Origin of the sequence: Veillonella tobetsuensis, from assembly GCF_002959935.1 — a bacterium.
GTDB lineage: Bacteria > Bacillota > Negativicutes > Veillonellales > Veillonellaceae > Veillonella > Veillonella tobetsuensis.
The window spans coordinates 25,888-38,318 of record NZ_PPDF01000005.1; the positions used below are offsets into that span (position 1 = coordinate 25,888).

The following is a 12,431-nucleotide window of genomic DNA, read 5'->3' on the forward strand; positions in this document are numbered from 1 at the left end:
CACCGATGTTTTTCGTCGTGTAAGGGAGAGAATCGATAGAACAGAAAAATAAATGTAAAAGGAGCTATAATGCTGAGAATAACTTTGGCATTATAGCTCCTTTTTGTGTCCTATGAAGTAGTGGTAGGATGTGGTATTTAGGTGTTATCGTTTTCATGGTCGAGTCCCTTAGTTGCGATACCAATAGCCTGTTCTTCTTCAGGCATAGAACTATCCTCTATTGATGGATAGGATGTATCGTCTAAGGTTACTGTTTCCAATAATTTGTCGATATTATCGGCTTGGATGGATACTTCTTTATTGTACCAGTCGCCAAACTCGCGGATAACTTTTTCATTGCGTCTATAGTAGGTGTATTGGTCAATTTTGCGCGATTCCACAAGGTCTGCACGTTCTAGCATAGTCATAAATGTGGATACAGACGATTGCGATACACCACAGCGCTTTTGAATACTTTTAACGCTGACGCTGTTTGAAAAGTCGATAAGAGTATTAGTGTGTACTTGAACACCGAATTCTTGCTCGGGGTGCTTCAACCACAATATAATATCTAACCGATGGGGATTTGATAATGCCTTTAGAATTCTTTGCGGATCCATATGGCCTCCTTTTTTAGGTACATACTAAATATTGAGTGCCTTACTTTGACCGTGGTCTTGCATTATGCGGTCGTATTATACGTGTCTTGCTCCGTATATATATACTTTCTTAATATTATCATACGCCAATTTTTGTGTGAAAGCTAGGAAAATTTATAAATTAATTCTACAGGTCGGTGGAGTGCAGTGATAAAAAGTCTCCACCGGCCGGGTCTGACTTCGCCCTACGGGCTACGCAGGGCCATAAGTAGGGTGTGAGGCAACAGAGGAGCCTTGCGACGCATGGGGCCCACACATCACTTAGTCCTGAACGTAAGATTTCGCATGGCGAAATCCACAGTGAGGGTAAAGTCAGCTTTTGAAAGTCCCCACTGTCTTGCCAAAAACTTTATGTGCTAGAGAAAAGGGCCTGCGTGGGACGCAGGCCCTTTTTATTTTCTTATAAAATTTTCATGTACATGTGGTATGTTAAAAAGGTATTTTCAATCTGTATCGTGAATATATAATATATAGACTTATGTAAGTTAGGCTTTCATAAAAAGGAGCTGAGTATATGGCAATAGATCGAAATGAAACATTTGATGTCATCGTCGTTGGTGCAGGGCCGGCAGGTGCTGCAGCGGCGTTGCGGTTGGCGGAGCAGCGTGTAAAGGTGTTGCTCATCGAGCGTGGTATGGCGCCAGGTGCAAAGAATATGATGGGTGGTCGTATTTATACGCATTCGTTAGAGAAATTGGTGCCGGATTTTAGGGACCGTGCGCCTCTTGAAAGAAAGGTGACGAAGGAACGTATATCCATCGGTGCTGGCAATGAGATGACGACCATCGAATATAGTTGCCAAGATGTGAAAGAAAGTGAAGAGTCCTACGTAGTATTACGTGCTAAATTCGATAAATGGCTCGCTGAAGAGGCTGAGAAAAAAGGGGCTTTGCTCGTTTCCAATGTACAGGTAACGGAGCTTATCACGGAAGGTGAAGGCAAGAATCGCCGCGTTGTCGGTGTTCGTTGTCACGATGATGAGGTGTATGCTAAGCTTGTTATCATCGCAGAAGGTGCTAATACGGTGCTCTTAGAAGAGGCTGGTTTAACTGGCCCGACCGATCCTAAGACGATGGCAGTCGGTGTAAAAGAGGTGTATAAACTTAAAAAAGAGGACCTCGAAAATCGCCTTATGTTATCTGGTGACGAAGGAATGGCGTGGCTCACCTTGGGGGACATGACAGATGGTCTCCTTGGTGGTGGCTTTATTTATACCAATAAAGATAGCCTATCTGTAGGTATGGTTGTAGGTCTTGAAGACATCGGTTCTGCGGGCAAATCCGTAGACGAAATGCTAGAGGCTTTCACCAGTCATCCTAGAATTGCACCGCTCTTGAAAAATGGTCAATTAAAGGAGCACAGTGCGCATCTCGTGCCTGAAGGTGGCTATAAAGCGATGCCGAAATTGGGCGGCAATGGTTACATCATCGTGGGCGATGCGGCGCGTATGTGTATGAATCTCGGTTATACAATTCGTGGCATGGACCTTGCCATTGAGTCCGGTATATGCGCGGCGGATGCAGTTAATGTGGCGTTGCGCGATGAAAATATGGACCGTGTACCAAAATTATATGAAAAACAAATCAAGGCGTCTTGGTTGCGTCATGATTTAAAATTGTATAAACATGTACCGAAATTCTTGGGCATAAATCCTCGTATTTTTAAGGTGTACCCTGCATTTGTAAACAATATTATGCATGACGTATTCACCGTGAATGGCGATGGTGCGGTGCCGTTGATGAAAAAATTGTTGCGCCGCGTGAGCGACGTAGGCCTATTCAAATTGATTCGTGATGCTTGGAAAGGGGTGCGTTCCCTATGAAATTAGAAGAGCGTTTGGGCGCCAATAAATACTATGTAGACGAAACGTGTCCTCACATCATTATTGATGGTGAAAGCGTAAGCCGAGAAGAGGCGATGAAACTCGTTAATGGTTGTCCCGCAGGTCTATATACATTACAAGAAGATGGCAAGCTAGCCTTTGATTTTGCTGGTTGCTTAGAGTGCGGTACATGCCGCGTTCTTTGTGGCGAAACAATCGTAAAAACATGGAAATATCCGCGTAACGCTAAGGGCGTTGAATTTAGACAGGGGTGAGTGTATGGAGTTATTAGTATGTATCAAACAGGTTCCAGATACATCTGAGATTAAGCTGGATCCGGAAACAAATAATCTCATCCGCACAGGCTTGCCTAGCATTGTAAACCCTGACGATATGCATGCGTTAGAGGCGGCTCTTGCGGTGAAAGACCAATATGAAGGTAGTCGTATAACCGTTCTATCCATGGGCCCTCCACAGGCTGAGGCAGCTCTTCGTGAGTGTTTATCCCTCGGTGCCGATGATGCAGTACTCGTGACAGACCGCGCGTTCGGTGGTGCCGATACATTGGCTACTAGCTATACCATTGCGTCTGCTATCCGTCATATTCAACGGACTATGAACCGTCAATTCCAAATCATTTTCTGCGGTAAACAAGCTATCGATGGCGATACGGCACAAGTAGGCCCTCAAATTGCAGAGGAACTCGGTATGGCACAAGCTACCTATGCCTGTGAACTATCCGTTGATCAAGCTGCACAAAAAGCAGTTGTGAAACGGCAACATGAAAATGGCTATGAAATCGTAGAGGTTCCGTTGCCATTGCTTGTAACAGCTACAGCTGAACTCAATGAACCACGTCAACCAGGTCTTTGGAGCTCTATTTATGCAAAACGTTATACCATTAATCATATTACATTGCGTGATATGCCTCATATTGATGAAAGTCGTATCGGTCTTAACGGCTCTCCTACGCGGGTGCGCAAGGTGTACCAACCACCTCTTCGTGGCAAGGTAGAAATGCTTTCATCCATCGATGAAGGGGCTAAAAAGGTGCTTGAATTGGCATACCACATCAAGCCTGAAAAATTCGCCCATCTCTTGGTGCCTAATGATGTACCTGTTGTAGAGTCTACAGAGGATGAAGGGGTTGATGTAAAAGACTCTGTGCAACGTGCTGCATCTGTTGAAAGCGTAGTGCCTAGCGAAGCAAAGGTAGAAGAGGTAAAACCAAATACATTTGCCGCAGAGGCTGCTAAAAGTGCTGATGTTTCCAAAGGAGGTGACCGATAATGGCCGTTACTAATTTTGATGAATATAGAGATGTCTATGTAGTAGCGGATACCATCGATGACGTAGTGCATCCCGTTACGTACGAATTAATCGGTCAAGCTCGCCGCATCGCTAAGGAACTGGGGCAACTCGTACAAGTTATGCTACTTGGTGAAAACGTTCAAGCTGAGGCGGAGGAACTTGTAGCTCATGGCGCTGATATTGTTCACGTTTTTGAAAGTCCGCTTTTGAAATACTATACAACGGATGGCTACACTAAGGTGTTAACAGACTTCTTTGAAGATCATAAGCCTAATATCCTCTTAATTGGTGCCACTAACAATGGCCGTGACTTAGCACCGCGCATGTCTGGTCGTATGCAAAACGGCGTTGTTGCGGACTGTACTATCTTGACGGTAGATACCAATGAGGGCCTTGTTGAATGGACACGTCCTGCCTTGGGTGGCAATATCTTGGCGGAAATTATTTCGCCAAACCATCGTCCACAAATGGGCTCTGTCCGTCCTAATGTATTTAAGAAACCTGAGCGCATTGCGGACAGTTGGGGCCGTATCCAACTTGAACAATTTGAACTCAAGCCCGAAGACATTCGCACCAAACGACTAGATTTTATTCCATTCAGCAAGTCTGGTTATAATATCCAAGAAGCGGATATCATCGTAGCTGGCGGTCGTGGTATGGGTTCAAAGGAAAACTTTGATAAACTCTACGAACTCGCCGATGCTATCGGCGGCGTCGTAGGCGCTACACGTCCACTTGTTGAAAAAGGCTGGATTGAATTGCCATACCAAGTGGGTCAAACAGGTAAAACCGTAAGCCCTAAACTATACTTGGCATTTGGTATCTCCGGTGCTATCCAACACGTAAGCGGCATCTCTGGTGCTGATACAATCGTGGCTATTAACAACGATCCGAAGGCGGAAATCTTCCAGCACGCTAACTATGGCATCGTGGGGGATTGCATGGAAGTGTTAAATGATATGTTGGCGCATCTGAAATAAAACTATATAAATGATTACAAAGGATTACCGTCCCGAAAGGCTCCATAGTGACCTAAGTCGCTTCCGGAACGGTAATCCTTTTTCATCTCTATACGATTTCCTTTCAGATGCGTCAATATGTCATTTGGGGAAGGGCGGAATGGGAGGTGTAGCGCCCAAGGCGGCTTCGAATAGGTATATCTATTTATTTTCTAGCTGTAGTAGGGCTCAATTATTACCTGCATCAACTTATGTATACACTATTTTTATAGATTATAGGGGGTAGGGTAGCGTTTTTTTGTTTTCATAATGGTATAATGAACTTGATAGAATAAAACGGATTGATGATGAGGAGGCTTTCATGGCTCGTAATGTTTTTGTCACTGGTGCAACGTCTGGTATTGGTCTTTGTATTGCTGAGGCTTATACAAAGCATGGTGATAATGTGTTGATTTCTGGTCGTCGGGTTGAGTTATTGGATGAGGTACAGGCTCGTTTATCTAAGGAGCATGGTGTGCGTGTTGAGACTTTAGTTCTTGATGTGCGTAGTCGCGAGGATGTTGAAAGCAAGGTTCCTGCTGCTATCGAGGCTTTTGGTGGCATTGATGTACTTGTAAATAATGCAGGTCTGGCACAAGGGCTCGATCCTTTCCAAGATAGTACCGTAGAAGATGCAGTCACAATGATTAATACGAATGTATTAGGACTTCTTTATGTAACAAAGGCAGTACTTCCTTTCATGATTGATAAAAATGAAGGTCATATCGTAAATATGGGTTCTACAGCTGGGATTTACGCATACCCAGGCGGTGCCGTTTACTGTGCAACAAAGGCGGCTGTTAAGATGCTGGCCGATGGCATTCGCATGGATACCATAGCTACAGATATTAAGGTTACTACTATTCAACCAGGCATCGTAGAAACTCCATTTAGTGAAGTACGATTCCACGGTGATGCGGAGCGAGCTAAATCTGTCTACGCTGGTATTGATGCAATCCAACCAGAGGATGTGGCCGATGTTGTACTATATGTAACAAACCAACCTAAACGCTTGCAAATCTCTGATGTAACCATCATGGCGAACCAACAAGCGGCAGGCTTTATGGTACATAAGAAATAATAGGCTAAATACTAAGCTTGTTAAAGTGATATAGGCAGTATTTATTACTTGAAATCCTATATCATTTAGGATATATTTATTAAGTATATTTTGATAAATATAATTTTACAAAACTTGTTTTTGGAGATTGTTGTTATGACAACAAAGATAAAGACATTACTAGTGGCTTCTTTAGCATGTGCAGCTATTGGTTCCTATAGCATTGCTAGTGCTCACGATTCATCTGTTGGGGAGCGTTCTGTGCCTATGACTGGTGGCATCTCAGTTGAACCTAGGGAACCAAATTTTATTATGCCGAGTCCTGTACATGTATTTACCACAGTTAAAGAAGCGGCGGAGTATATGAATATTACAGCACAGATGCCAAAGTTGTTACCTGTAGGCTTTAATATTCAATCTGTCATCACTTTAGAGAAAGATATATTACAAGTTGTGTATGTTTACAAATCTGGTGCGGAGCCATATTATAATCAAGATGGAGGCGCATATATTATATATCGTTCATCTAAGTTAACTGGTGACATCAGTGGTGACCATAAAATTCATAAGGTGATAGAAACTGAACGTGTAGACGGTATGAAGGTTACTTTCAAAGGTAGTGACAAAATGGTTTATCTTGCATCGTGGATGAAAGATGGACAAAATCATTCTTTAGATTTTTATCGCCCCGTTACACGAGATGTGGTAAAAGCTATTATCCGTAATATTGTTGAGGAAAAATCACATATAAAATAAATGTGTTTTTAATAATTTTTTTATTGACCGAAGGGAGATTATACTCATGGTTAAAAAATTTGTATTAATGGCAGTTGCGTGTGCTTGTGTAGGTTCTTACACTGTTGCTGGTGCGCAAGGTACTTTTGATGTAAAACCAGATCCAGCTAAACCTGTAGTTGCAGAACAGACAGCGCCAATGGTTGGTATGCCAAGCCCAATTCATAAATTCGCTACTATTGATGAAGCAGCTAAATACATGAATATTATGCCTCATCTACCTAAAGTATTACCTGTAGGCTATAATGTTGAGTCTGTAAGTACAATCAATAAAGATGTTTTGCAAGTAGTGTATGTTTACCAAGCTGGTGAAGATGCAACGCGGAACCAAGCGGCAGGTAAGCGTATCATTTATCGCGTAGGTACTACAAAAGGTGATATCAGTGGTAATTATAAGGATTATCGCGTTACAGCTACAGAAAAGGTAAACGGTACAAAGGTTACTTTCAAAGGTGGCGAAAAAATGGTATACCTCGCTGGTTGGACAAAAGATGGTCAAAACCATGCGATGTACTTTGAACGTCCTGTAAATCGCGATATGGCAAAAGCGATCATTGCTAATACAGTTGCACCAAAATCACATATGAAATAATACAGCCTGATACAAACTATTCTTGATGGAATGGCATGCGAGCTGTGGTGAAGCACTCGCATGGACACTGTAAGGGTTATATAAGAAGCGGCTCCTCTTATGAGGGGCCGTTTTTGTTGTATATAGAACCCCCCCCCCCCGGACTATCCGGGGGTTTTCTATATACAACAAAAGTGGTTATCTACAATATGTAGATAACCACTCAATAGGTAGTATTCTATTTATAGTATTATACAATTTCTGCTTTCAAATCGATAATATTTTTTGCGGCTTCGCAGGCAGGGCAGTCACAGAATTCTGCGCCTTCAGCTTTGATGTCTTTAGCGTGTTGTAATAGGTTAGCTGCGCCTTCTTTGCCAAGGATTTGTGTAGCGTGTTCAGAGCCTGCAAAGCCGATTGTTTCGTCGATAAGCGCAATATTTTGTTCTGCTACGGATACGAGTTGTTTCGTGAGTTCTTCTTGCTTAGGAGTACCTTCTGCATCAATCCAAGACTGAGCAAATTCTTTTACAGTTGGATTGCTATTGGGTGCATCTAATAAAGCTTGTACGAGTTGTGTTAATTGTGTATGTATCATGATAATCTCCTTGATATAACTAGTAAATATGAGTTTGAAAAGATGCACTTACTATCATATGAGCACCTGTTCGTTTTTATAAGTTCATTATAGCACTTACAGTAATTTTAAATAGTAGAATGATTTGCGATAGATACTATCAAATAGGATAGATTTGTGATGATAACTGGTATAAATTTTTGGGGGAATAGAAAAGAGGAATGCTTTCACATTCCTCTTAAGCTTAGTTAGAATAAATCTGAGTGGCTACCCGTACGAGTTAAAGATAATACTAATATGTCATCTTTAATTGCATAAATTAGAAGCCAATCTGGCTCGATATGTAACTCTCTAAAGCCTTCGTAGTTTCCTGTTAATGGATGATCTTTATAACTAGGATCTAATAGCGTTTGATTCTGTAATTTATTGATGATTGAATAGAGTTTATTGAGATCTTTACCGCGTTTTTTTGAGCGCTTTAGGTCCTTTTTGAACTTACTGCTAAGCACTAATCTCAACATAACTGATTACTCCAATCCTAAATCCTCAATCATTTCTTTTACATTAGCATATGATTTTGCTTTTATTTTTCCTGCCAATATATCTTTCGTTTCTTGAATAGCAGCTTCTGTTTCTGCATTATAACGAGGTTGTTTAGGTTGAAATGGAAATCCGCCTTCCATTAGTGATGTGTGGAGAAAAATATTAATTGCATCAGTTACAGATATGCCAAAGCTAGCATATAGTGCTTCTAATTGTGCTTTTACAGCTGGCTCGATACGCAAACTGATAGAGGCCGTTTTAGCCATAGTATCACCTCCTGTTACTTATATTGTAATGCAAATGCTTTATAGTTGCAATCAAATAAGTGCGAATTGCAAGCGTAATGCTTATCTTTTCCTGGACAAAAAATACTTATGAATATAAGAATATTAGCTTTTTAGGTGATATAATTTACTTAATAAATATAGTTTGTTTACAGGAGATTGTATCATGAAAAAGGTTGTATGTGCGTTAGCTACGCTAGCTTTTATAGGTTCCATTAATGTTGTGTCCGCAGATGATTTGATGCGGTTCCGTCTTAATGGTAATTCTATTTATGATCAGCCTTATGGTGATCGAAATGAGTTTCCTTGTCCAGATAGACTTGGAAGTTGCACTATGACTGATGAGGATTATAGAAGCACTCGTAAAGGTCAATCGCTAGAGGTGTTTGATACTGTATATGAGGCTAAGCAACATCTGAACTTTAAAGCGCAGTTGCCAAGTGGTTTAGAGGGATTACGTCCTGTACATGTATCCATTGTGGATCACGATGTATTACAAGTTGTGTATGTCTATCATGAGCTTTTAAAAGGAACATATTTTGACCGTGTAGACGATATGCCAAAGTATATTAAATATCGCGTATCTACAGTGACAGGGAATATCGCAGGTGATTATAAGGATTACTTACCTCAGAAAAACGATATTGTAAATGGAGTGATGATATCCTATCGAATGGTAGATGACGCTGTTTACTTAGCATCTTGGGAACATGCGGGGCAGAGCCATGTGTTTTTATTCAATGAACCAGTTTCTGTTGAGCGGGCTAGAGAAATGATTAACAGTGTAGAATATTGAAAAAACACTTTAAGTATAGTATATTCTAGATAGGCAATTGATAGTTGTGCAATTAACTATAAAATCCCCCGGAGCGGCAACTCCGAGGGATTTTTTGTATTATATATGAAAATGAAGTTATTCATAGTGACAATATTTTGCTTTTTATGGTAGAATATCGATAGAGCAAAGTGTTGATTAAATGCACTAAAGAAGCCCTTGCAAAGGATGCCGGTCCTAGCAAGGGCTTTTTTGTCAAATCGTGGTGACAAACCAAGGTTAGTTACCAATAATCGATAGTAGCCAATCTAACCATTTGCAAATATAATAACTTATTACATTTGCCATGATAGCTACAAGAATCGTTGAGAGCGTGTTGATTTAAATGCACCTCCTTTCCGTTACCTGATTTGGAAAGGAATTGGTAACACCTATAGTATAGCAAAATACTCTTTACACAAATAGCGATATACAGTCCTCTTTGTTGTGATTTATATTAAAAATAACGGAGCTTATATGAACGCAGATAATTATAAGATTTCAACGTTGCCATATATAGAAAATGCTAGCAATGAGATAATGGAAAAGTACAATATAAAAGCGCAATATGAAACGGAACCGCCTCATGGAGATGCTATATATTCTATTTCTATAAAGGGGAAAGTATTGCCGTTTTGGATTTATGGTAGGGATGTTACTTTCATAGGTAATAGTATGGTTATGGTTGAGTCTGTAAGATGCAAAACTTGGGATCCCATTGAAACCATCATTATTGATTTAGAGAATGAAGTGTATGCGGGTTTAAAGGAATGGTATACAGATATTTCATTTATTAATTGTCAAATAGAGCTATCTAATCAAGTGGTAAAAATGGATAAACGAATTCTAAATAATTTTGAGAATTTAGAGTGGATTAGTTACTAACAAGAATGCTAGATGCATAATATTCATTTTATTTTAATTGACATAAGTCTATAGAATACAGTACAATACCCTTATATCTTAAAAACAAGCTATGAATGGGTATAAAGGTTTACAAATCCTGCTTTCAGAGAGTTGCCGGTTGGTGCGAGGCAATAGAGGTTGTACGCTGACACTCTCCCGTGAGCTTTGGTGGCGAATGCAGCAGTAGTCATCGACGGTGGTTCCGTTATACCCGCAATGAGTCCCAATTAGGGTGGTACCGTGTTATGAATATAACGCCCCTTTGAGCAACGACAGTTGTTCTGAGGGGCTTTTTTTATACTCTCAAATGCTGGTCGAAGCCTCCACCGGCCGGGTCTGACTTCGGCCTACGGCCTTCGCAGGGCCAAAGTCGGCTGCGACCAGTATTTGAGAGTATGTATTCAGGACGATAACGGTCTTCGGCCTAGGGCCTCGACCTACTAAAGTCGCTTGCGAGCACGCACTTTAGTTCTAGGTTTACACTTTACTTTAAGTTAGGATTTTACTAAACTTTCACAATGGATAGATATAATACAGCGTTATGTTTTATTAGTATAGAAAAGGTGAAGATTATGGATCAAAATCGCGTATATTTCTTCGATACAACCCTTCGTGATGGGGAACAAACACCAGGTGTGTCTTTACAAACTCCTGAAAAAATTGAAATTGCGAAAGGCCTAGTACGCCTCGGCATCGATGTAATCGAGGCTGGTTTCCCAGCAGCATCCCCTGGGGATTTTGAAGCAGTACAAACGATTGCACGCGAAGTGAAAGGCGCAACAATTTGTGCGTTGGCACGTGCAAATGAAAAGGACGTACAAAAAGCGATTGATGCATTGAAAGATGCGGAATGTAGCCGTTTGCATGTATTCATTGCTATTTCTGAACTTCATATGGAATATAAATTAAAAATGACTCGCCAAGAGGTATTAGATAAGGTTAAATCCGTATTGGCATATGCAAAAGGTAAGGTTGATGAAATCGAGTTCTCTGGTGAAGATGCGGCACGCTCTGATTTAGATTTCGCATGCCAAGTATTTGGTGTTGCAATTGCTGGTGGCGCAACGATTATTAACGTACCAGACACAGTAGGTTATATGAACCCTAATGAGTTCGGTGATAAAATTCGCTACATTAAAGAACATACACCAGGTATTGAAAATGCAATTATCTCTGTTCACTGCCATGACGACTTAGGTCTTGCTAATGCAAATACGTTAGCCGCTATTAAAGCAGGTGCACGCCAAGTAGAAGGCACAATTAATGGCCTAGGCGAACGGGCTGGTAACGTAGCGATTGAAGAAGTAGTAATGGCTCTTAAAACACGCCATGATTACTTCGGCGACCTTCAAGTGAACATCGATACAAAACAATTTACGAAAGTTTCTAAACTAGTAAGTCGTTTGACAGGTGTCGTAGTTCCACCAAACAAACCAATCGTAGGTTCTAACGCCTTTGCTCATGAGTCTGGTATCCACCAACATGGTATGATGAGCAATCCTGAAACATATGAAATCATGACTCCTGAGTCCGTAGGTGCTGAAAAAACAGACCTCGTATTGGGCAAACACTCTGGTCGTCATGCCTTCGCTGATCATTTGGCAAAACTTGGTTTCCAATCTTTCACAGAAGAGAAAATCAACGACCTCTTCGCTAAATTCAAAGAATTGGCAGACCGTAAAAAACAAGTATACGACGATGACATCGTCGCTCTTGTAGTAGATAACTTACATCACAAAAAAGCATTCGAGCTTGTGGCTCAATATTACAAATTGGGTGAAAAAGGCTACGCCTATGCTGACGTTCGTCTCATGACACCAGAAGGTGAAAAAGCTGATGCTGCCGTAGGTGATGGTCCAGTAGACGCATCTCTTAAAGCGGTTGAACGTGTGGTTGGCTTGCCAATTAGCTTAAAAGATTACCAAATCCGCGCCATCACAGCAGGTAAAGATGCCCTTGGGGAAGCAACCCTTAAGGTAGAATATAATGGTCGCTTGTACCATGGTCGTGGTATTAGTACCGATATCGTTAAATCAAGTGTAAATGCATATATTAATGCAGTAAACTCAGTATTCCTAACTATGGAGCTAGAACAACAGGAGGAAGAATAAT

General features: G+C 41.0%; 14 protein-coding genes and 1 other annotated feature. Of the genes, 10 read left to right on the plus strand and 4 right to left on the minus strand.

Annotated elements, in window-relative coordinates:
• Positions 1-137: 137 nt before the first annotated feature.
• Positions 138-599: an ArsR/SmtB family transcription factor gene (locus VTHSUH11_RS01950; protein WP_105092450.1), complete on the minus strand. Its 462-nt coding sequence runs from the start codon at positions 597-599 to the stop codon at positions 138-140.
• Positions 600-1,152: 553 nt separating this feature from the next.
• Between VTHSUH11_RS01950 and VTHSUH11_RS01955 the strand changes: the two genes are divergently transcribed.
• From VTHSUH11_RS01955 to VTHSUH11_RS01985, 7 genes are all read left to right on the plus strand, one after another.
• A complete protein-coding gene (locus VTHSUH11_RS01955; protein ID WP_105092451.1) occupies positions 1,153-2,460 on the plus strand; it encodes an FAD-dependent oxidoreductase in 1,308 nt (435 codons plus the stop codon).
• Positions 2,457-2,735: a ferredoxin family protein gene (locus tag VTHSUH11_RS01960; RefSeq protein WP_105092452.1), complete on the plus strand. Its 279-nt coding sequence runs from the start codon at positions 2,457-2,459 to the stop codon at positions 2,733-2,735. Before VTHSUH11_RS01955 ends, VTHSUH11_RS01960 begins: the two co-directional genes overlap by 4 nt.
• A 4-nt stretch (positions 2,736-2,739) precedes the next feature.
• Complete coding sequence (locus VTHSUH11_RS01965) at positions 2,740-3,750, plus strand: electron transfer flavoprotein subunit beta/FixA family protein (protein WP_105092453.1); 1,011 nt, start codon at positions 2,740-2,742, stop codon at positions 3,748-3,750.
• Positions 3,750-4,751, plus strand: a complete 1,002-nt coding sequence (locus VTHSUH11_RS01970; protein ID WP_105092454.1) for an electron transfer flavoprotein subunit alpha/FixB family protein — start codon at positions 3,750-3,752, stop codon at positions 4,749-4,751. Before VTHSUH11_RS01965 ends, VTHSUH11_RS01970 begins: the two co-directional genes overlap by 1 nt.
• 340 nt (positions 4,752-5,091) lie before the next feature.
• A complete protein-coding gene (locus VTHSUH11_RS01975; RefSeq protein WP_105092455.1) occupies positions 5,092-5,850 on the plus strand; it encodes an SDR family NAD(P)-dependent oxidoreductase in 759 nt (252 codons plus the stop codon).
• Positions 5,851-5,985: 135 nt separating this feature from the next.
• The gene (locus VTHSUH11_RS01980) at positions 5,986-6,585 is read left to right on the plus strand and encodes a hypothetical protein (RefSeq protein ID WP_105092456.1); all 600 of its coding nucleotides are present in this window, start codon (positions 5,986-5,988) and stop codon (positions 6,583-6,585) included.
• A gap of 46 nt (positions 6,586-6,631) precedes the next feature.
• Positions 6,632-7,216 (plus strand): hypothetical protein, encoded by a 585-nt coding sequence (locus tag VTHSUH11_RS01985; RefSeq protein WP_105092457.1) that lies wholly within the window; start codon positions 6,632-6,634, stop codon positions 7,214-7,216.
• Positions 7,217-7,445: 229 nt separating this feature from the next.
• Here the strand turns inward: VTHSUH11_RS01985 and VTHSUH11_RS01990 are convergent, their stop codons facing one another.
• The 3 genes from VTHSUH11_RS01990 to VTHSUH11_RS02000 all read right to left on the minus strand — a co-directional run bounded on the left by VTHSUH11_RS01990 (position 7,446) and on the right by VTHSUH11_RS02000 (position 8,581).
• Positions 7,446-7,793, minus strand: coding sequence for a hypothetical protein (locus tag VTHSUH11_RS01990; protein ID WP_105092458.1), 348 nt, complete (start codon positions 7,791-7,793; stop codon positions 7,446-7,448).
• 227 nt (positions 7,794-8,020) lie between these two features.
• Positions 8,021-8,293 (minus strand): type II toxin-antitoxin system RelE/ParE family toxin, encoded by a 273-nt coding sequence (locus VTHSUH11_RS01995; protein WP_105092459.1) that lies wholly within the window; start codon positions 8,291-8,293, stop codon positions 8,021-8,023.
• Positions 8,294-8,299: 6 nt separating this feature from the next.
• Positions 8,300-8,581 carry a type II toxin-antitoxin system RelB/DinJ family antitoxin gene (locus VTHSUH11_RS02000; RefSeq protein WP_005387422.1) on the minus strand — a complete coding sequence of 94 codons (282 nt, stop codon included), beginning with the start codon at positions 8,579-8,581 and terminating at the stop codon, positions 8,300-8,302.
• A gap of 184 nt (positions 8,582-8,765) precedes the next feature.
• Here VTHSUH11_RS02000 and VTHSUH11_RS02005 point away from each other — a divergent pair, with 184 nt between their 5' ends.
• The 3 genes from VTHSUH11_RS02005 to VTHSUH11_RS02015 all read left to right on the plus strand — a co-directional run bounded on the left by VTHSUH11_RS02005 (position 8,766) and on the right by VTHSUH11_RS02015 (position 12,430).
• Positions 8,766-9,395, plus strand: coding sequence for a hypothetical protein (locus VTHSUH11_RS02005; RefSeq protein WP_105092460.1), 630 nt, complete (start codon positions 8,766-8,768; stop codon positions 9,393-9,395).
• 495 nt (positions 9,396-9,890) lie between these two features.
• Positions 9,891-10,298 (plus strand): hypothetical protein, encoded by a 408-nt coding sequence (locus tag VTHSUH11_RS02010; protein WP_105092461.1) that lies wholly within the window; start codon positions 9,891-9,893, stop codon positions 10,296-10,298.
• Between the two features lie 82 nt (positions 10,299-10,380).
• Positions 10,381-10,584 (plus strand) — a binding site (T-box leader).
• Positions 10,585-10,891: 307 nt separating this feature from the next.
• The gene (locus VTHSUH11_RS02015; protein WP_105092462.1) at positions 10,892-12,430 is read left to right on the plus strand and encodes a 2-isopropylmalate synthase; all 1,539 of its coding nucleotides are present in this window, start codon (positions 10,892-10,894) and stop codon (positions 12,428-12,430) included.
• The last annotated feature ends 1 nt before the right edge of the window (position 12,431 follow it).

Excerpts from the sequence above, each read along its gene's own strand:
- VTHSUH11_RS01950 (WP_105092450.1), bottom strand. The coding sequence starts at position 599 with ATGGATCCGCAAAGAATTCTAAAGGCATTATCAAATCCCCATCGGTTA.
- VTHSUH11_RS01955 (WP_105092451.1), top strand. The coding sequence starts at position 1,153 with ATGGCAATAGATCGAAATGAAACATTTGATGTCATCGTCGTTGGTGCA.
- VTHSUH11_RS01960 (WP_105092452.1), top strand. The coding sequence starts at position 2,457 with ATGAAATTAGAAGAGCGTTTGGGCGCCAATAAATACTATGTAGACGAA.
- VTHSUH11_RS01965 (WP_105092453.1), top strand. The coding sequence starts at position 2,740 with ATGGAGTTATTAGTATGTATCAAACAGGTTCCAGATACATCTGAGATT.
- VTHSUH11_RS01970 (WP_105092454.1), top strand. The coding sequence starts at position 3,750 with ATGGCCGTTACTAATTTTGATGAATATAGAGATGTCTATGTAGTAGCG.
- VTHSUH11_RS01975 (WP_105092455.1), top strand. The coding sequence starts at position 5,092 with ATGGCTCGTAATGTTTTTGTCACTGGTGCAACGTCTGGTATTGGTCTT.
- VTHSUH11_RS01980 (WP_105092456.1), top strand. The coding sequence starts at position 5,986 with ATGACAACAAAGATAAAGACATTACTAGTGGCTTCTTTAGCATGTGCA.
- VTHSUH11_RS01985 (WP_105092457.1), top strand. The coding sequence starts at position 6,632 with ATGGTTAAAAAATTTGTATTAATGGCAGTTGCGTGTGCTTGTGTAGGT.
- VTHSUH11_RS01990 (WP_105092458.1), bottom strand. The coding sequence starts at position 7,793 with ATGATACATACACAATTAACACAACTCGTACAAGCTTTATTAGATGCA.
- VTHSUH11_RS01995 (WP_105092459.1), bottom strand. The coding sequence starts at position 8,293 with ATGTTGAGATTAGTGCTTAGCAGTAAGTTCAAAAAGGACCTAAAGCGC.
- VTHSUH11_RS02000 (WP_005387422.1), bottom strand. The coding sequence starts at position 8,581 with ATGGCTAAAACGGCCTCTATCAGTTTGCGTATCGAGCCAGCTGTAAAA.
- VTHSUH11_RS02005 (WP_105092460.1), top strand. The coding sequence starts at position 8,766 with ATGAAAAAGGTTGTATGTGCGTTAGCTACGCTAGCTTTTATAGGTTCC.
- VTHSUH11_RS02010 (WP_105092461.1), top strand. The coding sequence starts at position 9,891 with ATGAACGCAGATAATTATAAGATTTCAACGTTGCCATATATAGAAAAT.
- VTHSUH11_RS02015 (WP_105092462.1), top strand. The coding sequence starts at position 10,892 with ATGGATCAAAATCGCGTATATTTCTTCGATACAACCCTTCGTGATGGG.